Below are 20,136 nucleotides of genomic sequence, written 5' to 3' on the forward strand. Positions count from 1 at the left end.
ATTTATGGCATACCTATTAGTAGCTACATGCCGCTAGGTGTTTCCACATGTTTCATTTCCTTCCGTTACTAGCCATCCTTCTCGACTACTTCCTCGAAGTTCCGGATACAGCATCGGAGCCTGAATCACTGATAGGAAGCATCATCAGCACCTTCGGGCCATTTTCCGCGTTGGTGTTTGGAATAGTGGCACTGCTCTTGCGGCCGCTACCTCGGAAGTTTGCTGTTATCTCCAGCGCAGCCGGCCTGCTAGGTCTCATCGCAATCATTGTGCCCATGGTCCTGGCCCCCAGCCCAGAATCGTTTATACACGTTTGGATTCCGCTTCCGGCAGGGTTACTGCTCGCAGGAATCTACGTCCTCATCATTTCCCACATAGAGCAGGCCAATCCCGTGTTAGTACTTCGTCAAGACACGAGCAGGCTATCGATGCCCGGCGCGATCACGGCCGCTTTTCTCATTCTTACTGCGGGGCGGCTACTCACTGCCCATGCGTGGCCGTCCCCGGAGGCAATCTTGGTAGGCACCGTCTGTACCCTGGCCACGCTCGCGTTTTATGAGATGAATTGGAAGTACCTGGTTGGCGCTGTGGTCATTATTCAAGCTGCGCAAATGTTTTATTCCGTACTCCCATTCGAGGCATACATGCTCCACGAGGTGCAGCTTGCCGTCAAGGTTGCTTGCATTCTCGAGATTATCCGCGCAGGCACCCGCGAACATCTGCTGAAGCAAGCATCGCGCAGCGAATCCCCGCGCAGCTGCTGAGGAAAAACGTGTAAGCGTGGCTTGTGCCTTCCGGCGGATCTGCACCGATCAGATCGATAGCACTACCCGCTCATAGTCTTCTACCAGCACGTTCGGCACTTTGAAATGGTTTCACTCGTCATTTTGGAGGTCCATCCCCACCGACAGCACAAAGCCCTCAACCGAGCGCCCATGCCACTTCGCCCTGACAGATGCTCTAGACACTGCCATCATGCCCAGGCTGGCAATTGTTCACCCATTCGGTACAGATGGTGAGGCAATCATTGGGAGCAGGTGCGCTTTCCACCTATCCTTTGATGTTGCTTCAAATAGCAAAGGATAGATGTCTAAGTTTATAGGTTAGGTACGACATCACAACTTTGCATGCTAACTTATGACGTATGGTGTGGCCGAGTGTGACTTATGAGACTTTGCCGTGGCAGGCTGCAACCGAGAATATATCGCGTCGGGCGCAGCTATGTACGCCGCGAAAATACGAGAGCGCCATAGTCCCGCGCATCGCTGACGAGGAATTGCAGCTACGCCCTGAAACGCTTGCAGCCGCGGATCGAGCAACCATCGCGGTGACGCGTTTCGACGCCACACACGCCACAGACCTCATTCCTTTTATCCCACTTTTGCTGCGCGGTGAAGCCGTCGCATCGAGTAGAATTGAACAACTTACCTCCTCGTCTCGCAAGATATTTGAAGCGGAACTTTCTGGTTCGGGGTCGGCCAATGCAAAGCTGATCGTGGCGAATGTTCGACAGATGCAACGGGTGATTGCAGTTGATACAGCAACAACTGAAACGTTGTTGGCGATGCACAGTGTGCTTCTGCAGGACACTGCACCGAGGATCGCAGGTCGCCTGCGCGAGCAGCCGGTGTGGATCGGTGGACCGTACAACCACCACCCGGGCGGTGCATTGTTCGTTCCGCCGCACCACGATCATGTACCGGAGCTGTTGGCGGATCTGGAGAGGTTCATGTCGCGCCGCGACATCCCAGCGTTAGCGCAGGCCGCGATCGCACACGCTCAATTGGAAACCATCCATCCCTTCCCTGACGGAAACGGGAGGACAGGGAGAACCCTCGTTCATGTGTTGCTGAAAACCCACGGCATCAGTGTCAATGGGTCGGTGCCAATCTCTGCAGGTTTGCTATCCCATATTGATGACTACTTTGCTGCACTGGACGCATACCGGCAAGGTGACGCCGACCAAATCGTCAACCTTTTCGCAGCAAGTGCGCTCGAAGCCGTCGAGTACGGCACGTGGATCGCAGATGAACTGAATACGCTGCTGGATGAGTGGAAGCAACAGTTGGCCGCACGCTCCGATGCCCTTGTATGGAGAGTGCTCCCGTTGTTGTTGCAGCGGCCGGTAATCACCACGCGGATTGTGGTAGAGGAATTAGGAGCGACGCAGACCTCAGCAGGAAATGCGCTCGAAGCACTCGCGCAGGTCGGCATCGTTACCGGAGCACAGCTGGACAGACGCACCCGCGCCTGGCGAGCCCCCGACGTGTTGGATTTGCTCGATGAGTTCGCCGAGCGGAGGCGACGCACTTGAGACGCAGAGCCCAGCGCCGCGATACCTTCGGCGAGAATCACTTGGTTGGCCTTGATGGCAACGGCGGCGCTGGCACGCATCGCACTGATCGTGGCAGGACCTGTGCCGAATATTCTGTGGGCCACGCTGGTGGGCGCAGCCGCTGGCTGCCTGGTACGCATCACCGATAGGAAGAAGCCGTAGCGTAGGGCCAAGAGCGACCCGCGCACCAAATCCCCGAATTTCGGTTGGGCGCCGAGACGTTTCCCCAGGTCGCGCGAAGTCGACGCGGGAATTTGGTGCGCGTACAAGAGAAAGAGTGCCAATAGACACAACCCGAATTACCCTAGACATTCAAACTAGCAGGTAAGAAATGTTCTAGATATAAACGGGTGCGTCCTTTGGCACTCACCCCTCAAGACCCCGCCGAAACCCCAAGCGAACCCCTAGTGCCCGCGCTTCTGGTCCAGCGGCTCGCCGTCCTCGAAGTGGGGGCGCAGGTGATTGTCGAACAGGGACAGGGCAGCGCCGATGGCCATGTGCATGTCCAGGTACTGGTAGGTACCCAGGCGGCCGCCGAACAGGACGCCGTTCTTGCGGGATTCCTCGGCGGCGAGTTCGCGGTATTTCAGCAGCTTGGCGCGGTCTTCAGGGGTGTTGATTGGGTAGTACACCTCGTCGTCGTCGGTGGCGAAGCGGGAGTACTCCTTCACGATCACCGTCTTGTCCGTTGGGTACTCGGTGCGCTCTGGATGGAAGTGGCGGAACTCGTGGATGCGGGTGTAGGGGACGTCAGCGTCGTTGTAGTTCATCACCGAGGTGCCCTGGAAGTCGCCTGTGTCCAGTACTTCCTGTTCGAAGTCGAGGGTGCGCCAACCGAGGTGGCCTTCGGCGTAGTCGAAGTAGCGATCGAGCGGCCCGGTGTAGACCACTGGGATGCCGGTGAACTCGTCGCGGATGTCGAACCAGTCGGTGTCGAGGCGGACGTCGATAAGTTCGTGATCGGCCATGTTCTCGAGCCAGGCGGCGTAGCCGTCGACGGGCAGGCCTTCGTACTTGTCGTTGAAGTAGCGGTTGTTGAAGGTGTAGCGAACTGGCAGGCGGGAGATGATTTCCGGCGGTAGTTCGGTGGGATCGGTCTGCCACTGCTTGGCGGTGTAGTGCTTCACAAATGCCTCGTACAGCGGCTTGCCGATCAGCGCAATGCCACGCTCTTCGAGGTTCGTAGCCTCGGCGGGGTCGCGACCCTCGCGCTGTTCTTCGATCAGCTTGCGGGCCTCGTCCGGCGAGTAGTACTTACCGAAGAACTGGTTGATCAGGCCCAGACCCATTGGGAACTGGTAGGCGGTGCCGTCGTGCATCGCGAAGACGCGGTGCTGGTAGTCGGTAAAGGAGGTGAAGCGATTGACGTACTCCCACACGCGCTCGTTGGAGGTGTGGAAGAGGTGCGCACCGTACTTGTGCACCTCAATGCCGGTTTCCGGCTCCTTTTCGGAGTAGGCGTTGCCGCCGATGTGGTTGCGCTTCTCCACCACGAGCACCCGCTTACCCAGCTCGCTGGCGGCTTGCTCTGCCACGGTGAGGCCGAAGAATCCGGATCCAACAACAATGAGGTCGTAAGTCATACGGCCATTTTGTCACATTTCTTTTCGACGCCCCTCCGCACGACACGCCAAGCCTCAAGATTCACTTGAGACTTTAACTTGCACTACACTTCACTGGAGTAACCTTTATCCCTATAGCCACAGGAGTTGAATCGTGCAACAACGCAAACGCCTGAACGGGTCCCCCAGCAGGGTGCGCCCTCTCATGGCTGCGGTGATGTCCGTGGCCCTCGTTGTCGCCGGAGCGTTCGGCGGCAACCACATTGTCCAGGTCCAGTCAGCGGCACCGGCGCAGATGGACGTCTATAACGCCAGCGAGTCCTTCGCCAAGGGTGCGAATATCACCGTGGATGACGCAGCGGTGCGCACCCAGGGCGGGGAGACCGAGGAGCGTCGTGTGGTCAAGGAGTTCACCCGCGACCGCGAGTTCACGCTGTTTGGCCTGACGTGGAAGGGCGACCGCGACATCGTCGCCTACGTGCGTGCCCAGCGTGCCGACGGCAGCTGGACGGAGTGGTTCGAGATGGATCCGCTCGATGCAGCACCCGGCACCGACACGTTTGGCACCGAGCCGATCTTCGTGGAGCCGACGAAGCGTGTTCAGGTCTCCACGGGCAACGTCGATCTCCTGGAGAACGGCCGCAAGGACTCCACTGCACCGAATACGGCCACCGACATCCAGGCCGTATTTATCGACGGCGGCACCGGCACCGTCAACGGCAACATCAAACCAGTCGTGGACTCCTACACCTACGGCATGCCGAAGGTGATCACGCGCGCACAGTGGGGTGCGGGCAAGAACAGCAACCCGACGTACACCGCGCCGGTCACGGCCGCGACGGTCCACCACACCGCTGGTTCCAACAACTACACCGAGGCGCAGGCGCCGGGCATCGTCCGCGGCATCTGGAACTACCACACCTACACCCTGGGCTGGGGCGATGTGGGCTACAACGCCATGGTGGATAAGTACGGCAACATCTACGAGGGCCGCTACGGCGGACTCGACCGTGCGGTCCAGGGCGCGCACGTGGGTGGCTTCAACCAGAACACCTGGGGCGTGTCCGTGCTGGGCAACTACCAGACCGCGGTGCCGACGCAGGCGTCGCTGCAGGCGCTGGGCGACATCATCGGCTGGAAGGCTGCTGTCTCCGGGTTCGACCCGATGGGTTCGAGCTACCACTACGCTGACTTCGATTTCAAGGGCAGCAAGTACCGCGCCGGCCAGGGCGGGATGTTCCCGAACATCAACGCGCACCGGGACTTCCACTACAACGAGTGCCCAGGCCAGAACCTCTACGACCGGATGAACACGGTTCGCACGATTGCGAACACGAAGTACCGCGCGCTGAAGAACTCTTCCGAGTTCACCCCACCGGGTGATTACACGGGTCCAGCCACCGACACCACGGTCGGCGACCTGCTCGACGCACTGGGCTCCGGGAAGAAGGAGTCAGGCACCGTCACGAACCCTGACGGCACCACGACCCAGGTGACCAACTCGGGCTCCTCCGACAACATTTCCCTGTCAGGTATTGCCTCGGGTGACGCGGTGGCGATCGCAGCGGCCGTCGGCACCTTGGCTGGCCTGATCTTCCTGTACGCGAAGGCGAACGACCTGCTGCCGGGAGGCATCCAGAACCTCGCAGGTGTGGAGATCGCTCCGGGGCTGACGCTGCAGCAGATCGCCCCGTACATCGAGCCGATGCTGAAGTTCGCTGGCCAGAACGACCTGGCTGCGGTGTGGAAGCAGTTCGAGCCGACGCTCGGCGCCGTCATCGGTGGCGTCGGCGGCGTGGGCGGCAACGACTTCGGCTTCTTCCAGAACGGCATCGCCGTGCGCAACGCGAAGGGCGAAGCGTTCACGATGTTCACGAAGATCGCGAACGCCTGGCTCCAGCAAGGTCTCGACGCCGGCCCGCTCGGCCTGCCGGTCAACTCCGAGCACCCGATTGGCGACGGCCTCTTCCGCGTCGACTTCCAAGGCGGCGACATCACGTACAACCAGCACACCAACACCATCAACATTGGCGTGCACTAGCAACGGCTAGCGGCTAGGCAAGGTTATAGGAACGGCGTACCGCATCTTCCCACGCGGCGACAAGCACTTCGCGAGTCGCCGCGTTTGCCGTATCTTCCCAGGTTGTGGGCGTGCCGAGGGAGAGTGGGGCGTCGAGAAGCCCGGCGCCCATCCCCGCTGCCGACGCTGCCCCCATGACGGTGGTTTCGATGTTGCCGGGGCGCACGACGCGGGTGCCCAGGATGTCGGCCTGCATCTGCATGAGGAGGTCGTTGGAGGTCATGCCGCCGTCGACGCGCAGCTCGCGCAGTTCGACGCCCATCGCTTCGACGACCTCGCGGGTCTGTAGGCATGTTGCTTCGAGGGCGGCGCGCGCGATGTGGCGGCGGTCCACGAAGCGGGTCAGACCGGTGATGACGCCGCGGGCGTCCGGGCGCCAGCGCGGCGCGAACAGCCCGGAGAACGCAGGCACGATGACGACACCGCCGCTGTCCTGGACCTCGCTGGCGAGTTTCTCGGATTCGGCGGCGGTGCGCAGGATCCCGAGCTGGTCGCGAAGCCACTGGATGAGCGATCCGCCCACCGCGACGGAGCCCTCCAGGGCGTAGACGGCGGGCTGCCCGGCGCACTGGTAGGCAACGGTGCTGAGCATGCCGGTCTCGCTGAAGGTGGGCGTGGTGCCGGTGTTGAGCAGCATGAACAGGCCGGTGCCGTAGGTCATCTTCGCAGCACCCTCTTCGAGGCCGCCTTGGCCGAAGAGCGCCGACTGCTGGTCGCCGAGCACGCCGCAAATGGGCACGTTGGCCAGCGGACCCCGGTTGCGGACCTGGCCGAAGTCGCCGACGGACGGGCGGATCTCCGGCAGGATTTCGGGCGGCACGCCGATGGCTTCGCACAGGTCGGGGTCCCACTGGAGGGTTTCCAGGTCCATCAGGAGGGTGCGGCTGGCGTTCGTGACGTCGGTGACGTGCAGTGCGTTGTCAGGGTCGCGCTGGCCGCCGGTGAGGTTCCAGATCAGCCAGGTATCCATGGTGCCTGCGAGCAGCTCGCCACGGGCAGCACGCTCGCGGGCGCCGTCGACGTGGTCGAGGATCCAGGCCCACTTCGGCCCGGCCGGGTACGAGTTGCGCAGCAGCCCGGTGGTGGCCTGGAACTCGGTGGCGTCGCCGTCGTAGGAGGTGCGGGTGTCCTGCCACACGATGGCGTTGTAGATGGGCATGCCGGTTGCGCGTTCCCAGATGACGGCGGTTTCACGCTGGTTGGTCAGGCCCAAAGTGGCGATGGCGGCTTCGTCGATATCTGCGCTGGCCACGGCGTCGCTCATGGCGCGGCGCGTGTTGCGCCAGATCTCGAGTGGGTCGTGCTCGACCCAGCCTTCGCGCGGCAGGATCTGCCGGTGCTCGAACTGCGCCTGCGCGATCACCTTGCCGCCCGTAGTGGCGACTACGAACCGGGTTGATGTTGTGCCTTGATCAATAGCCGCCAGCAACGTCATGAGTTAAAACCAGTGCTCCAGTACTTGTGCCACGCCGTCTTCATCATTCGATGCGGTCACAATATCAGCGGCGTCCTTCACCGCGTCCGTCGCGTTGCCCATGGCAACGCCCATGCCGGCCCACGCCAGCATCTCAACATCGTTTTGCATGTCGCCGAACGCCACCACCTGAGACGGGTCGATCCCGTATTGGGCCGCCAGGTAGGAAACACCTGCCGCCTTGGTCACGCCGGGGCGCGAGAACTCGAGCAGCCCCTCCTCCATGGAGTAGGTCACGTGCGCGATGTCCTGGTCGATCTCGGGGGCGATCATGTCGAACATCTCTGCTGCCATCAGGTCCGGGCAGCGCACGAGCAGCTTCGCCGCAGGTTCTGCCAGCAGCTCCTCGACGTGGACGACGCCGAAGCGGGCGTCCCAGGCGTCCGGGTTGTACTCCGGCGTGATCAGGAAGCACTCTTCCTCCGGGTCGAGCGCGCTCTGGCTCAGCCGTTCCACCCCGTAGCCCACGGTCACGTCGGCTTCCCCCATCACCTTTTCGACGACCTCCACGGTCTCCTGCATACTCTCCGGGGACAGCGCGAAGGATTTCACCACTTCGTCGTGTTCTGGGTCGTAGATGACGGCGCCGTTGGCGGCCACACAGACCGGCTCGAACGGCAGCTGCTCGAGCACCGGCAGCAGCCAGCGGTGGGGGCGCCCGGTGGCCAGCCCGAACTTGGTTCCGCCGCGCACAGCCCGCGCGACGACCTCCAGCAGACGAGGTGTCACCCGTCCGTAGGAGTTGAGGAATGTGCCATCGATGTCACTGATGATCAGGCTGGGGGCGTTCATGTTATTTCCCTTTCTTTGCCTCGCGTTCTTTTCGGCGAATTTCGGCTGCTTCTTCAAGAGTCGGTGCGCTCCCTCCGAGCGAGGCCGGCATCCATGGCTCGCCGGGCTCGAAGGGTCCGAAGCGCGTTTCGTATTCGGCGCGGGTGGTCTCCAGCATGGCTTCCATCGCTGCCTTGAGCCTACCCGTGGCTTCTTCAACGGTGCCGTCGACAGCAACGGGTTCCCCGTAGCGGATGATGACCGGAATGCCCGAGCGTCCGAGCCGTTTCGGCTGGTCTTTGGTCCACAGGCGCTGGGAGCCCCAGATCACGCAGGGCACGAGCGGCACTCCGGCCTGGCGAGCGATGCGCACGGCGCCCGTCTTAAAGTCCGCAATCTCGAAGGAGCGCGAAATCGTGCCCTCCGGGAAGATGCCGACGATCGCCCCTTCGCGCAGGGCGGCAACGGCGGCGTCGATAGCCCCGGCGCCCGCCGAGCGGTCCACAGGGACGTGCCCCATGTTGCGCAGCAGCCACCGCAGCACCGGAATGCCGAAGACTTCCTTCTTCGCCATGAACCGCACCAGGCGCTCCCCGCGCAGGTACGGGCCAATGCCCGCCAGCATGAAGTCAAGGTAGCCGGTGTGGTTGATCGCCAGCATCGCCCCGCCGTCCAGCGGGACGTGCTCGAGGCCGTGGACCGTCGCCTTCGTCCCGGCGAACCGGAAGTAGCGCTTTGCCGCGCGCACAATCCGCTGGTAGAAGCGGTTCTGCATATCACCGCTGTGCGGCCGCGGGGCGGTATAGCCGTCTGCTACTTCAAACAGTCCATCAATCGTGCGCATTAGGGAACCAGTACGTCCTTCCCAACCCACGGGCGCAGCGCCTCAGGCACCTTCACGGAGCCGTCGGCCTGCTGGTTGTTCTCGAGGATGGCGACGAGCCAGCGCGTCGTCGCGAGCGTGCCGTTCAAGGTGGCGGCGGTCTGGGTCTTGCCGTTCTCGTCGCGGTAGCGGATGGACAGGCGGCGCGCCTGGAACGTGGTGCAGTTCGAGGTCGACGTCAGCTCGCGGTACGTATCTTGCGACGGCACCCACGCCTCGGTGTCGAACTTGCGTGCAGCGGACGAGCCGAGGTCACCAGCGGCGACGTCGATAATGCGGTACGGCACCTCGACTGCGGCGAGCATCTCGCGCTCGAGTCCGAGCAGCTTCTGGTGCATCTCTTCGGCGTCCTCAGGCTTGCAGTACGCGAACATCTCCAGCTTGTCGAACTGGTGGACGCGCAGGATACCGCGGGTGTCCTTGCCATAGGAGCCGGCCTCGCGGCGGAAGCAGCTGGACCAGCCGGCATAGAGCAGCGGGCCGTCCGAGAGGTCAATAATTTCGTCGGTGTGGTAGCCGGCCAGCGCCACCTCAGAGGTGCCAACCAGGTAAAGGTCGTCGCGCTCGAGGTAGTAGATCTCCTCGTCATGCTCGTCAAGGAAACCAGTACCCTGCATGACGTCCGGGCGGACCAGGACCGGCGGGATCATGACCTTGAAGCCGGCCTCGCGGGCTTTCTGCGCGGCGAGCATCATCATGCCCAGCTGCATCCAGGCGCCGTCGCCGACCAGGTAGTAGAAGCGCGCGCCGCCAACCTTGGTGCCACGCTTCATGTCAATAATCCCGAGGTTCTCACCCAGCTCGAGGTGGTCCTTCACCTCAAAGTCGAAGGTCGGGACCTCGCCGACGTGCTCGAGGACCACGAAGTCCTCCTCGCCGCCAGCCGGTGCGCCCTGGATCGGGTTCGGGATCTTGTACTGCAAGTCCTGCACGGCCTGCTCTGCCTCAGCCTGCTTGGCCTCGGCGGCCTTCACCTTAGCCTTGAGTTCGTTCGAGCCCTCGAGCAGCGCCGGGCGCTCCTCCGGGGAAGCCTGGCCAATCTTCTTGCCGAAGGCCTTCTGCTCCGCACGCAGCTCATCTGCTGCCTGGATAGCCTCGCGGCGCTGCTCGTCGGCCGCTAGCAGCTGATCGACGAGGGAGGGATCCTCGCCACGGGCGGTTTGGGACTCTCGGACGTCGTTTGCATTCTCGCGCAGAAATTTCAGATCAATCACGCACACAACTCTACCCGGTTCCGCCCCTCCATACGCCACCTGCGCCGCCGCCCCGCTCTGGTAATAACCAGTGCGCTATGGTGGGGGTATGTCCACGCCCGAGCAGCCCCCCACCGAAATCCAGGAAGGCCCCCTCCCGAAACACGCGCAGCTGCGCATCATCCTCGAAGAGTACTGCCGCAATGAGCTGTCTCCAGGAGACCCGCTGCCCGGCGAACGCGCCCTCGAAGAAACCTATAACGTCTCCCGCATCACGGTGCGTCGCGCGATCGGGGATCTCGTCGCCCAGGGGAAACTCCGCCGAGTCCGGGGCAAGGGCACGTTCGTGGCGCCGAGCCCGCTGGTGAGCAAGCTGCAGCTGGCAAGTTTTTCTGAGGAGATGCAGGCGCAGGGCGTAGTGGCGTCGTCAAGTATTTTGCTGGCGGAGCGCGCGCCAGCGCCTCAAGAAGTCGCTGAGTACTTCGGCACCCCGCCGCACACAGAGCACATCCACCTGCGTCGCCTCCGGCTTGGCGACGCCCAACCCTACGCCGTCGACGACGGCTGGTACAACGGCGAGCTGGTCCCCGACCTGCTGGAACACGACCTGCAGGCGTCGGTGTACGAGGTACTCGATAAGCGTTACAACCTCGGCATCACCAAAGCTGAGCAGACCGTGACCGCCGTGAATGCCGGCGCGACCGTCGCCCCGTTACTCGAGGTGCCGGCGAACCGCGCGCTGCTGCGAATCGTGCGCTATGCGCAAAGCCATGGCACACGTGTGGAATACTGTGCCAGTGTGTACCGGACGGATCGTTATAGTCTGCACACACAGGTACTGCGCAACCTCGAGGGATAGGAAATGCACATGGCTAGCAGGACAACAGCGCTGCGCGGCTTTCTCGTCGCGCTGCTCGCGGGTGCGGTCGGCTTCGGCTCCTACACCTACAACGCCTCACCCGCGCCGCAAGGCGGCACTGATGCATCTGGGGTATCGACGTCCACTCCGAAGCGACAGAGCAAGAACAAGCCAGCGCCGTTCACCACGGCGGACCAAGGCGCCTGCCTGACCTGGGAAGCCGATGCCGAGGGCCACATCACCGCCTTCGAGCAAACCGACTGCGCACTCGAGCACCGCTTTGAAATCTCCGCGCGCGAGGACCTGGCCACCTATCCCACCTCCGAGTTCGGGCCGTCTGCGCCGATGCCGAACCAGACCCGCCAGGCACAGCTGCGCGAGGAGCTGTGCGGAGGCGCAACCCTGCGCTACCTCAACGGCGCCTTCGACCCGAACGGGCGCTACTCCATCGCGCCGATCCTGCCACCCGCGGCCGCGTGGGAAGAGGGTGACCGCACCATGCTGTGCGGCCTGCAGGAAACCGACCGCGACGGCACCCCAATCCTGACCACGGGCCGCGTGTCCGAGCAGGACCAGGCGCGCACCTTTAATCCCGGGGAGTGCGTAGCCATCGACGGCACCTCCAGCCTGAGCAGCGTGGATTGCAACGAGCCACACCAGATGGAGATCACCAGCACGGTGGACCTCGCACCGGTTTTCCCCGACCACACCCCGAGCATCGAGGAGCAGGACAACCACCTTCGCGACGTATGCACCGACGCCGCCCAGAAGTACATGGGCGCGGAGGAAAACCTCTACCAGATCGCGCTGCAGCCGTTCTGGACCACGCAGAAGCCGTCCGCATGGGAAGGTGGCTCGCACAGCGTGAACTGCGCGCTGGTCTTTTCGAATCCGGAGGGGCAGTTCGCTACCCTGACCGGGTCCGCGACCGCCGGGCGCGAAGTGCTCAAGATCGACGGCAACCCGCCACCGGAGCGTCCCGAGCGCCGCCCGCTTCGGGAGGAGCAGCCCCGACCATGATGGAGCCGGTCAGCCAGGACGCCTTCGAGGAGATGATCAACGACGCCCTGGACACCATCCCCGAGGAGTTCGCCCGCCACATGACGAACATGGTGGTGCTGGCCCGCGACTTCAACCCGGACGAACCCATGCTACTCGGACTGTTTGAGGGCATCCCCCTTACTGAGCAGCACTCAAACCACAGCGGGTTCCTGCCGGACGCGGTATTCGTGTACAAGGACGCACTCGAGGCGATGTGCAGCGACGAAGAAGAACTGCGCCACGAAGTAAAGGTGACCGTCCTCCACGAGGTCGGCCACTACTTCGGGCTCGAGGAGCACGAGCTGCACGAACTCGGCTGGGGTTAGCCGAAGCTATCCCTGCTTAGCGCAGCCCGTCCACCCATGCCTGGGCCTCCGCCAGGCGCGGGTTGCCGCTGGGCCACGTGGCCTGCTGCGCGCACGGCCACGACCCCAGATACGTAATCTGCGAGGACCGCAGGTACACAGCCCGCAGCGCCTCCGCCACGGCGGTGTCGTCGATATGCCCCACGATGTCCACGTGGAAGGAGTACGTGTTCGGCTCCTTGCGTGTTGGGCGTGACTCAATACGGGAAAGGTGCACGCCGCGGAACGCGAACTCCTGCAGCGCCGCCACCAGGGTGCCAGGCTCGTTCGGGGTCTGGAACACGATCGACGTCCTATCGTTGCCTGTACGCGGCGTTGGTTTCCCGGACGGACCAACCAGCACAAAGCGCGTCCGCGCCGTGGACAAGTCGGCCACGCCGCGCGCGTGCACCTCGAGCCCGAGCAGCTCCGCCGCGCGCTCCGGGGCCGCGGCCACGTCCGCCTCCCCCTCAGCGACGAGCTGCGCCGCGGCGCCGTTCGATGTCGTCGGGTGGAAGGTCGCGTTCGGGGCGTGGTCGGCCATCCAGCGCTTGACCTGCTGGTAGGCCACGGGGTGGGTGGCGAAGCGGGTGGCGTCGACAAGTGAAGCACCGGGGCGCGTCATGATTGCGAAGGCGATCTCCAGCTCGGTCTCACCGTAAATCTGCACCCCGGGCGCCTCGGTCAGTGCGTCCGTCGTCGCGGTGACCGCGCCGTCAACCGAGTTCTCCACCGCAACCACCGCGTAGTCCGCGCGCCCGGCGCGCACCTCGTTGAGCGCCTCCGCCGGGGAATCCACAGGCACAAGCTGCGGGTCGGGCAGGTCAAAGTTCCAGACGGCCTGCTCCGTGAACGTTCCCGCCGGGCCGAGGTACGCAATCGTTGTCATGGGGCTACTGTAGCCTGCATGCACACTCGGTACCGCGTCGAAGTCCTCCTTGTGCTGGCCGTCACCTTCGGCGCCAGCGGGCTGCGCGCCGCGCTGCGTCTAGTCGACTCGCTGTTGCAGGCGCCCCTCAACGAGCAATCGACGACGCTCTACTCCCAGGCGAGCTCCATCGGCTGGCTCGACGTGGCGCTCCAGGCGGTCTCAGCCCTTTCGCTTATCGGGTGGGGTGGCCTGGCGTGGTACCTGCTGGGCACCGCGTGGGTTGCGCCGAAGTGGCGCGACTGGCTGCGCGGCGCCGGGTTCGCGGCACTTATCGGCATCCCGGGGCTGGCGCTCTACATCGGGGCGGTGCGCTTCGGCTGGTCCAAGGTAGTCATCCCCACCACCGAGGCTGTCCAGATCCCCACTTCCCTCTTGTGGGCGTTCGCCAACGGGTTCGCCGAAGAAGTCGTGGTGGTGATGTACCTCTGCACCCGGCTGCGGCAGATGCGCTGGTCGGTACCCGCCACGATCGCCGCCTCCGCGATCCTGCGCGGCTCCTACCACCTCTACCAGGGGGTTTCCGCGGGCTTCGGCAACCTCGCGATGGGCGCCGTCTTCGCCTACTACTACCACCGCACCGGCAAAGTCTGGCCACTCATCCTCGCACACTTCCTTATCGACGCCGTCGCTTTTCTCGCCTACCCACTCCTGCCGTCTACACTGTTGCCATGAGTACGCCGCATTCCAACGATCCCCGGGATAACCTCGAGGACTTCGTGCTTGGCAGGGACGGCCAACCGCTCGTGGACCGCTACGGACGCCCCATCCGGAAGCGTCGCCCGCAGCGGGAGCAGCAACGGCCCCCTGCCTGGCAGGAACGGCCAGCCATCCGGCCGGAGCGGCGCGAGCCGCAGGAAACACGACAGTACAACCCGCGCGACTACGAACCGCGCGAATACCGGCCGCGCCAGTACCCGGCGCAGCAACGTCCAGCGCAGCACAGGCCGCCGCAGCAGCGCCCGGAGCGCGAGCACGTCCCGATGCAGGTCACGCAGCGGCCACAGCGACCCCCACGGCAGCGCACGCAGCGGCGGAGGGGGCGTCGAAAAGGTGGCTGCGGCCGTCTGCTCGCCGCCCTCCTCGTGGTGCTGCTCGCCCTCACCTTCCTTGTCGACGCCCGACTCTCCCGCGTCGACGCCCTGCCCGCCGAGCGCATCGCGAACACCTCGGGCACGAACTGGCTGCTCGTCGGGTCCGACTCGCGCACGGGCCTGAGCGAGGAGGACGCGGCGCGCCTCGGCACCGGCGGCGACCTGGGCACCACCCGCACCGACACGATCATGCTGCTGCACCTGCCGCTGTTCGGGAAGGCGACGCTGGTGTCCATCCCGCGCGACTCCTATGTGGCCGTGCCCGGCTACGGGCAGGAAAAGATCAACGCGGCGTTCGCCTACGGCGGCCCGCAGCTGCTCATCCAGACCGTTGAGCAGGCATCCGGCCTGCGGGTGGACCGCTACGCGGAAATCGGCATGGGTGGGTTGGCAAACATCGTCGACGCCGTCGGCGGCGTAGAAATCTGCGTGGCGGAGCCCATCCAGGACCCGCTGGCCAACCTGTTCGTCGAGCCCGGCTGCCAAACGATGGACGGCGCGACCGGCCTTGGGTACGTGCGCACCCGCGCCACCGCCCAGGGCGACCTGGACCGCGTCGGGCGCCAGCGCGAGTTCCTCGGCGCCCTGACCAGCCGCATCCTCTCTCCCGGCGTGCTGCTCAACCCCTTCCGGGCGCTGCCACTGCTGTGGACTGCCCCGGCCATGTTCACCGTGGGCAGCAAGGACCACGTATGGAACCTGGCCCGCATCGGGCTGGCGTTCAGCATGGGTCTGAACACGGAAACCATCCCGGTGGGCGGGTTTATGGACGCGGACGTCGGCAACGTGATCCTGTGGGACGAGGTCGCTGCCGAGCAGCTCTTCTCGTCACTCAGGTAGGCCCCCGAATAGCCCCCGTGTAGCCCGGTCGCCCTCTGTTTAGATGGTGACCTGGCGGGACTTGATGTTGTCCAGCTGCTTGCGCTCGTCGGCGCTGAGCTGGGCCTCGTTCGCGTACTCGGCCTCGATGGCCTTGTTCAGCGCCACCAACGCATCCGCGTAGGACGCAGGCTCCACCGCCGGGTCCAGGTCCCACACCGGGACCACAACACCATGGGTGCGGAACGCGCCAGCGAACTTCGTGCCTTCACCCAGGTTGAGCTCACCGCGCGCCGCGATGCGCGCCAGCGCCGAGAGCATCTGGTTCTCGTTATCCTCGGTGCGCACCCAGCGGATGTGCGCCTTGCCGCCGCCCGGGTTGACCCACCACACTGCACCCGGCGCGTCCGACTTGACCTCGACGGACGGGATGACGGCGTCGTTCGCGGCCGCCATCGCCTGCTGGATCTGCGGCGGGATCTGCGCGTCCTCCGGGAACCACCAGGAGAAGTCGTCGTAGGAGGTGACGTCCAAGGCGTCGTCAGCCGGGAAGATGTCCTTCAGGGCCGGCTGCTGGCCGTCGGCCGCGGTGGACTGGAGCTGCTCGCCCTCCTTGGCACTCAGCACCCAGTTCAGGGCGTACGCGAGGTCGCGGCCCGGGTTCTGGGAGTGCGCAGCAACCTGCAGCGCGACCAGGCGCTCGCCGCCCTCGCGCACCATCGCCGCAACGGCGCCTGGCAGCACCGTCACCAGCTGCACCGGGGTGTCCTTCACGGTCACCTGCGCGGTTGCGGACGGCACGAACTCCTGCAGCGCCACCAACTCGGCCTCAGCGGCCAGGCCCTCGTACGGGCGTGGGTCCTTCTGCAGCGCCTCGCGCTCAGCGGCGCGGGCAGCGAGTTTCGCCTGGCGGCGGCTCATTCCCTCTGGGAGATTCTCTTGCTTTCTACGGTTCTTTTTAGCCATAGACACACATCGTACAGGCGCTACAGCAGCCCTGCGTACGTCTGCAGCGCCAGCTGCGGGTGGTCCGTCGCAATCGCAGCGATGCCGTTTTCGGCACACCACCGCATATCCTTCGGGTCGTTGACCGTCCACACGTACGTCGGACACCCATGTTTGCCGATCAGCTCCGGGCGCCGCTGCACATGCGCCAGCCCCGGCCCAATCCCATACGGGCTCGACAGCATCACACTCTTCGGGTTCCACTTCGCCTCACGCACCCTGAACAGGTAATACGTGAGCAGGTTCGGCGTCATCCGCGTGAAATACCGCACCGCCTTATGCGAGAAAGAAATGATCGCGACCTGTTCCGAATCCAGCATGCCCGCGTACGCCAGCGCCCGAAACGTCGCCTCGTCCACCTCGGGGCCGTAGCGCGTCGGGTGCTTCGTCTCAATATAGAGGTGCTTGTCCGGGTAGTCCTGCAGCAGCTCGAGCAGCTCTTCGAGCAGCATCACCTGCTGCGGGCACTCATCGGTGCCGCAGTTCAGCTCGCGCAGGTCGCAGAAGTCCATCGTGGATACGCGTCCCATCCCGTCCGTCGTGCGGTCCACCAGTCCGTCATGGAACACCACCAGGCGCCCGTCGCGCGTCAGCCGCACGTCGCACTCCACGCCGTGGATCGGCAGCTTCAGGCCAGCCTCGAACGCCAGGTGCGTCGACTCCGGGTACATCGCCGAAAAGCCGCGATGCGCCACAATCTTCGGCAACACTAGATTCCACACTCCACGCCCGTCGAGTGGTGCGGGCAATACCCGTTCGGCACCTTGTGCAGGTACTGCTGGTGCTCATCCTCCGCCAAGTAATAATCGACGCCCCATCGCACCTCAGTCGTAATCGGGGCATAGCCGACGTCGACAAGCTGCTCACCGTACTGCGCAACCCACCCCTTGATGTCCTGCGCCTCGTGCTCCGTGTCGGTGAAAAACGCCGAGCGGTACTGCGTCCCCACATCATTGCCCTGACGGAAACCCTGCGTCGGATCGTGCGCCTCAAGCGCCGCACGCACCAACTCCTTCAACGAGACACGCTCCGGGTCGTAGACCACCTCCACCAGCTCAACGTGGTTCGTCTGCCCGCTGCACACCTCTCGGTACGTCGGATTCGGCGTCACACCCCCGCCATAACCAACCGACGTCGACTCCACCCCCTCCATCTGCCAAAACATCTTCTCAGCACCCCAAAAACACCCAATGCCCACCAGCAAGCGGCGCTGGCCCTCGCGCCACGGGCCAGTAATCGGCGTCCCCAGCACAGCATGCGGACACGGATGCGCCAACACCGGCTCGTCACGACCCGGCAACGTGCGATCTTCAGGAACCAGCTTCGGCTCCGGTGCAAACAAGAAACCCATAAAAGTTAGCGTACGCCATTGCGGGAATGTGATTCTTGTCTATTATGGGGCACGTCACCAACCCCCAAACGAAAGGAACTGACAATGGCTGTTTACGAACTTCCAGAGCTCCCATACGCATACGACGCACTCGAGCCACACATCTCGGCCGAGATTATGGAGCTGCACCACGACAAGCACCACGCGAACTACGTCGCTGGCGCAAACGCCGCCCTCGAGGCCCTCGAAGCAGAGCGCAACGGCGACGCCAACCCAGACAAGCTGCGTGCACTGTCCAAGAACCTGGCATTTAACCTGGGTGGCCACACCAACCACTCCATCTTCTGGAAGAACATGGCACCGAACGCAGGCGGCGCACCAACCGGCGCAATCGCCGAGGCAATTGACCGCGACTTCGGTTCCTTCGAGAAGTTCCAGGCACACTTCTCCGGTGTTGCAACAAGCCTGCACGGCTCCGGCTGGGCAGTCCTGGGTTACGACCACATCGCAGGCCGCCTCATCATTGAGCAGCTCACCGACCAGCAGGGCAACATCTCCGTTGACTTCACCCCACTGCTGATGCTCGACATGTGGGAGCACGCGTTCTACCTGCAGTACAAGAACGTCAAGGGCGATTACGTCAAGGCTTGGTGGAACGTTGTCAACTGGGACGACGTCAACGAGCGCTTCGCAGCGGCTTCCAAGTAAGTCGGTATAGACAACGCCATGTAATTCTGTTAGATTAAAGGCGCTCTCGCGAGGAGCGCTTTACATGGCCACCCGCCGTGTTTCATACAGGGGTATGAAACACGGCGGGTTTTATCTGTATTCACGACGAGTCCGTTGAAGGAACCAGGACCCACTAGGAATATTAGGGTAGGCTAACCTGTCACGCAAGAGGGGGTAGGGGACGGGGTTAACCGGGCCTGTTCCCTGTTTCGGCGGTTCTGCGTTCCGGTCGACCTGCTCCGGTCGACCGATGCAGGTCACGGCGTTTTCGGTCATTTTGGTACGTTTTTGTCGATTTTGCGCTGACCAGGGTTGGTCGACCGAAAGAGGTCGACGGGAGCGGTTTTCGGGTGGCCGTCTCACGACCTGCGCACCACATTCCACCACGCACACAAACCGACCTGGGCTTTTACAAATCCGTCCACCAAAACCAGGAATGTGGTGCACGCATCCTGAACGCTCCTTGAGGTCCCCGCCACAAAGTGCCAGGATATGGAGCATGAAGAAAGGGAGCCCGGAGTATCGTCGCGCAACGATTGCGATGCTGCTCGCCGGGCTCGGAATCTTTAACGCCCTCTACGCCACCCAGGCGCTACTCCCCACCCTGGCGGAGGCGTTCGACGCTTCCCCGTCCACGACGGCGCTGACGGTGTCGGCGGCGACGGGAGGGTTGGCGCTGTGTGTGGTGCCGGCGTCGATACTTTCGGAGAAGTATGGGCGCGGGCGCGTGCTGATCGTGTCGGCGCTGGTGGCAACGGGCATTGGCCTGTTGTTGCCGCTGGCACAGTCGATGGAACAGCTGGTGCTGCTGCGAGCCCTGCAAGGCGTCGCGATTGCAGGCACCCCGGCCGTTGCGATGACCTGGCTCTCCGAGGAGCTCGACGCCAAGGACCTGCCCGGCGCGATGGGCTTGTACATCGCCGGCAACACAATCGGCGGGCTGACGGGTAGGTTGATCCCGACGGGGTTGCTGGCGGTCACGTCGTGGCGGTGGGCGCTCGCGGCCAGTAGCGTGACGGCGCTTGCACTGGCGATTGCAACGGCGATCCTGCTTCCTGCGCAGCGGAACTTCACGCCGAAGGCGAAGCTGCGGCCGGGTAATGAGTTCCGCGCGATGGTTCGGCACGCGAGGAACCCGCGGATTCTGGCGCTATGTGCGACGGCGTTCATCGGGATGGGCGTGTTCGTCTCCCTGTACAACTACCTGGGGTTCCGCGCGATTGACTACTTTGGCCTGCCGCCGTCGCTGGTGGGGCTGGCGTTTTTGCTGTACCTGTCGGGGACGTGGTCGGCGTCGCGTGCGGGTGCGCTGGTGAGCAAGTACGGTCGCGGGCACGTGGTGATTGGGGGCGCGTCGCTCATGGTGGTGGGCCTGATACTGGCAGCGATACCGAACCTGGTGGCGCTGCTGGCCGGTCTACTGGTGTTTACGGCGAGCTTCTTCGCGATGCACTCGACGGCCTCTGCGTGGGTGGGCATCATCGCGGAGCGCGACCGCGCGGAGGCGTCCAGCATGTACGTGTTCTGGTACTACATGGGGTCCTCTATGGTGGGGGCGGCGTCGGGCTGGGTGTACGAGCTGCTGCCTTGGGCCGGGTTCACGATGGTGCTGGCCTGCCTCGTTGTGGTGCTGGTGCTGATTACCGCGGCAGTGGCCCGCAACACCAGGCGTTAAAACACCAGGCGCTA

At 63.8% G+C, this 20,136-nt stretch carries 20 protein-coding genes; 11 read left to right on the forward strand and 9 right to left on the reverse strand.

Going from position 1 to position 20,136, the window contains the following annotated elements:
- The first annotated feature begins 47 nt into the window (after positions 1-47).
- The 3 genes from KBX14_RS05310 to KBX14_RS05320 all read left to right on the forward strand — a co-directional run bounded on the left by KBX14_RS05310 (position 48) and on the right by KBX14_RS05320 (position 2,497).
- Positions 48-764, forward strand: coding sequence for a hypothetical protein (locus KBX14_RS05310; protein ID WP_256000760.1), 717 nt, complete (start codon positions 48-50; stop codon positions 762-764).
- Between the two features lie 395 nt (positions 765-1,159).
- Entirely contained in the window at positions 1,160-2,314 is a 1,155-nt protein-coding gene (locus KBX14_RS05315) for a Fic family protein (RefSeq protein WP_256041996.1), read from the forward strand.
- A gap of 45 nt (positions 2,315-2,359) precedes the next feature.
- The gene (locus tag KBX14_RS05320) at positions 2,360-2,497 is read left to right on the forward strand and encodes a hypothetical protein (protein WP_256041997.1); all 138 of its coding nucleotides are present in this window, start codon (positions 2,360-2,362) and stop codon (positions 2,495-2,497) included.
- 242 nt (positions 2,498-2,739) lie between these two features.
- Here the strand turns inward: KBX14_RS05320 and glf are convergent, their stop codons facing one another.
- The gene (glf, locus tag KBX14_RS05325) at positions 2,740-3,918 is read right to left on the reverse strand and encodes a UDP-galactopyranose mutase (protein WP_070361762.1); all 1,179 of its coding nucleotides are present in this window, start codon (positions 3,916-3,918) and stop codon (positions 2,740-2,742) included.
- 184 nt (positions 3,919-4,102) lie between these two features.
- On the opposite strand from glf, the gene KBX14_RS05330 reads away from it, so the two are divergent.
- Positions 4,103-5,938 (forward strand): N-acetylmuramoyl-L-alanine amidase, encoded by a 1,836-nt coding sequence (locus tag KBX14_RS05330; protein WP_256041998.1) that lies wholly within the window; start codon positions 4,103-4,105, stop codon positions 5,936-5,938.
- A gap of 13 nt (positions 5,939-5,951) precedes the next feature.
- On the opposite strand, the gene glpK is transcribed toward KBX14_RS05330, so the two are convergent.
- Genes glpK through serS form a run of 4 tightly spaced genes read right to left on the reverse strand, consistent with a single transcriptional unit; the run spans position 5,952 to position 10,319 of the window.
- Positions 5,952-7,412, reverse strand: coding sequence for a glycerol kinase GlpK (glpK, locus tag KBX14_RS05335; RefSeq protein ID WP_256005686.1), 1,461 nt, complete (start codon positions 7,410-7,412; stop codon positions 5,952-5,954).
- 3 nt (positions 7,413-7,415) lie between these two features.
- Positions 7,416-8,243 carry an HAD family hydrolase gene (locus KBX14_RS05340; RefSeq protein ID WP_070361759.1) on the reverse strand — a complete coding sequence of 276 codons (828 nt, stop codon included), beginning with the start codon at positions 8,241-8,243 and terminating at the stop codon, positions 7,416-7,418.
- A gap of 1 nt (position 8,244) precedes the next feature.
- Positions 8,245-9,066, reverse strand: a complete 822-nt coding sequence (locus KBX14_RS05345) for a 1-acyl-sn-glycerol-3-phosphate acyltransferase (RefSeq protein ID WP_070361758.1) — start codon at positions 9,064-9,066, stop codon at positions 8,245-8,247.
- Positions 9,066-10,319 carry a serine--tRNA ligase gene (serS, locus tag KBX14_RS05350; RefSeq protein ID WP_070361757.1) on the reverse strand — a complete coding sequence of 418 codons (1,254 nt, stop codon included), beginning with the start codon at positions 10,317-10,319 and terminating at the stop codon, positions 9,066-9,068. Before serS ends, KBX14_RS05345 begins: the two co-directional genes overlap by 1 nt.
- Positions 10,320-10,407: 88 nt before the next feature.
- Here serS and KBX14_RS05355 point away from each other — a divergent pair, with 88 nt between their 5' ends.
- Genes KBX14_RS05355 through KBX14_RS05365 form a run of 3 tightly spaced genes read left to right on the forward strand, consistent with a single transcriptional unit; the run spans position 10,408 to position 12,524 of the window.
- Positions 10,408-11,157 carry a GntR family transcriptional regulator gene (locus tag KBX14_RS05355; protein WP_256005688.1) on the forward strand — a complete coding sequence of 250 codons (750 nt, stop codon included), beginning with the start codon at positions 10,408-10,410 and terminating at the stop codon, positions 11,155-11,157.
- A gap of 3 nt (positions 11,158-11,160) precedes the next feature.
- Positions 11,161-12,177 carry a septum formation family protein gene (locus tag KBX14_RS05360; RefSeq protein WP_070361756.1) on the forward strand — a complete coding sequence of 339 codons (1,017 nt, stop codon included), beginning with the start codon at positions 11,161-11,163 and terminating at the stop codon, positions 12,175-12,177.
- Complete coding sequence (locus KBX14_RS05365) at positions 12,177-12,524, forward strand: metallopeptidase family protein (protein ID WP_070363411.1); 348 nt, start codon at positions 12,177-12,179, stop codon at positions 12,522-12,524. Before KBX14_RS05360 ends, KBX14_RS05365 begins: the two co-directional genes overlap by 1 nt.
- A gap of 16 nt (positions 12,525-12,540) precedes the next feature.
- On the opposite strand, the gene pheA is transcribed toward KBX14_RS05365, so the two are convergent.
- Positions 12,541-13,431: a prephenate dehydratase gene (gene pheA / locus KBX14_RS05370; RefSeq protein WP_070361755.1), complete on the reverse strand. Its 891-nt coding sequence runs from the start codon at positions 13,429-13,431 to the stop codon at positions 12,541-12,543.
- 18 nt (positions 13,432-13,449) lie between these two features.
- Between pheA and KBX14_RS05375 the strand changes: the two genes are divergently transcribed.
- Both KBX14_RS05375 and KBX14_RS05380 read left to right on the forward strand, forming a co-directional pair.
- The gene (locus tag KBX14_RS05375; RefSeq protein ID WP_070361754.1) at positions 13,450-14,145 is read left to right on the forward strand and encodes a CPBP family intramembrane glutamic endopeptidase; all 696 of its coding nucleotides are present in this window, start codon (positions 13,450-13,452) and stop codon (positions 14,143-14,145) included.
- On the forward strand, positions 14,142-15,404 hold the full coding sequence (locus KBX14_RS05380) for an LCP family protein (protein WP_070361753.1): 1,263 nt from the start codon (positions 14,142-14,144) through the stop codon (positions 15,402-15,404). Before KBX14_RS05375 ends, KBX14_RS05380 begins: the two co-directional genes overlap by 4 nt.
- Before the next feature lie 39 nt (positions 15,405-15,443).
- Here KBX14_RS05380 and KBX14_RS05385 read toward each other — a convergent pair whose 3' ends face one another.
- From KBX14_RS05385 to msrA, 3 genes are read right to left on the reverse strand one after another with little or no spacing between them, the layout of a single operon-like run.
- Complete coding sequence (locus tag KBX14_RS05385; RefSeq protein ID WP_256005690.1) at positions 15,444-16,349, reverse strand: DUF5926 family protein; 906 nt, start codon at positions 16,347-16,349, stop codon at positions 15,444-15,446.
- A gap of 20 nt (positions 16,350-16,369) precedes the next feature.
- On the reverse strand, positions 16,370-17,137 hold the full coding sequence (locus KBX14_RS05390; protein ID WP_256041999.1) for a glycerophosphodiester phosphodiesterase family protein: 768 nt from the start codon (positions 17,135-17,137) through the stop codon (positions 16,370-16,372).
- A complete protein-coding gene (msrA, locus tag KBX14_RS05395; RefSeq protein ID WP_256008286.1) occupies positions 17,098-17,739 on the reverse strand; it encodes a peptide-methionine (S)-S-oxide reductase MsrA in 642 nt (213 codons plus the stop codon). The genes KBX14_RS05390 and msrA overlap by 40 nt, the downstream gene beginning before the upstream one ends.
- A gap of 84 nt (positions 17,740-17,823) precedes the next feature.
- Between msrA and KBX14_RS05400 the strand changes: the two genes are divergently transcribed.
- Positions 17,824-18,426 (forward strand): superoxide dismutase, encoded by a 603-nt coding sequence (locus tag KBX14_RS05400; RefSeq protein WP_070361750.1) that lies wholly within the window; start codon positions 17,824-17,826, stop codon positions 18,424-18,426.
- A gap of 520 nt (positions 18,427-18,946) precedes the next feature.
- Entirely contained in the window at positions 18,947-20,122 is a 1,176-nt protein-coding gene (locus tag KBX14_RS05405) for an MFS transporter (protein ID WP_256005694.1), read from the forward strand.
- Positions 20,123-20,136: the final 14 nt, after the last annotated feature.

The sequence above is a fragment of the Corynebacterium sp. CCUG 61414 genome (genome assembly GCF_024453945.1).
Classification (GTDB): domain Bacteria; phylum Actinomycetota; class Actinomycetes; order Mycobacteriales; family Mycobacteriaceae; genus Corynebacterium; species Corynebacterium pseudogenitalium.

Coding starts and splice junctions, on each gene's coding strand:
- KBX14_RS05360 (WP_070361756.1), top strand. CDS start 11,161: ATGCACATGGCTAGCAGGACAACAGCGCTGCGCGGCTTTCTCGTCGCG.
- glf (WP_070361762.1), bottom strand. CDS start 3,918: ATGACTTACGACCTCATTGTTGTTGGATCCGGATTCTTCGGCCTCACC.
- KBX14_RS05365 (WP_070363411.1), top strand. CDS start 12,177: ATGGAGCCGGTCAGCCAGGACGCCTTCGAGGAGATGATCAACGACGCC.
- KBX14_RS05345 (WP_070361758.1), bottom strand. CDS start 9,066: ATGCGCACGATTGATGGACTGTTTGAAGTAGCAGACGGCTATACCGCC.
- pheA (WP_070361755.1), bottom strand. CDS start 13,431: ATGACAACGATTGCGTACCTCGGCCCGGCGGGAACGTTCACGGAGCAG.
- KBX14_RS05310 (WP_256000760.1), top strand. CDS start 48: ATGTTTCATTTCCTTCCGTTACTAGCCATCCTTCTCGACTACTTCCTC.
- glpK (WP_256005686.1), bottom strand. CDS start 7,412: ATGACGTTGCTGGCGGCTATTGATCAAGGCACAACATCAACCCGGTTC.
- KBX14_RS05375 (WP_070361754.1), top strand. CDS start 13,450: ATGCACACTCGGTACCGCGTCGAAGTCCTCCTTGTGCTGGCCGTCACC.
- KBX14_RS05340 (WP_070361759.1), bottom strand. CDS start 8,243: ATGAACGCCCCCAGCCTGATCATCAGTGACATCGATGGCACATTCCTC.
- msrA (WP_256008286.1), bottom strand. CDS start 17,739: ATGGGTTTCTTGTTTGCACCGGAGCCGAAGCTGGTTCCTGAAGATCGC.
- KBX14_RS05405 (WP_256005694.1), top strand. CDS start 18,947: ATGAAGAAAGGGAGCCCGGAGTATCGTCGCGCAACGATTGCGATGCTG.
- KBX14_RS05355 (WP_256005688.1), top strand. CDS start 10,408: ATGTCCACGCCCGAGCAGCCCCCCACCGAAATCCAGGAAGGCCCCCTC.
- KBX14_RS05385 (WP_256005690.1), bottom strand. CDS start 16,349: ATGGCTAAAAAGAACCGTAGAAAGCAAGAGAATCTCCCAGAGGGAATG.
- KBX14_RS05380 (WP_070361753.1), top strand. CDS start 14,142: ATGAGTACGCCGCATTCCAACGATCCCCGGGATAACCTCGAGGACTTC.
- KBX14_RS05330 (WP_256041998.1), top strand. CDS start 4,103: ATGGCTGCGGTGATGTCCGTGGCCCTCGTTGTCGCCGGAGCGTTCGGC.
- KBX14_RS05400 (WP_070361750.1), top strand. CDS start 17,824: ATGGCTGTTTACGAACTTCCAGAGCTCCCATACGCATACGACGCACTC.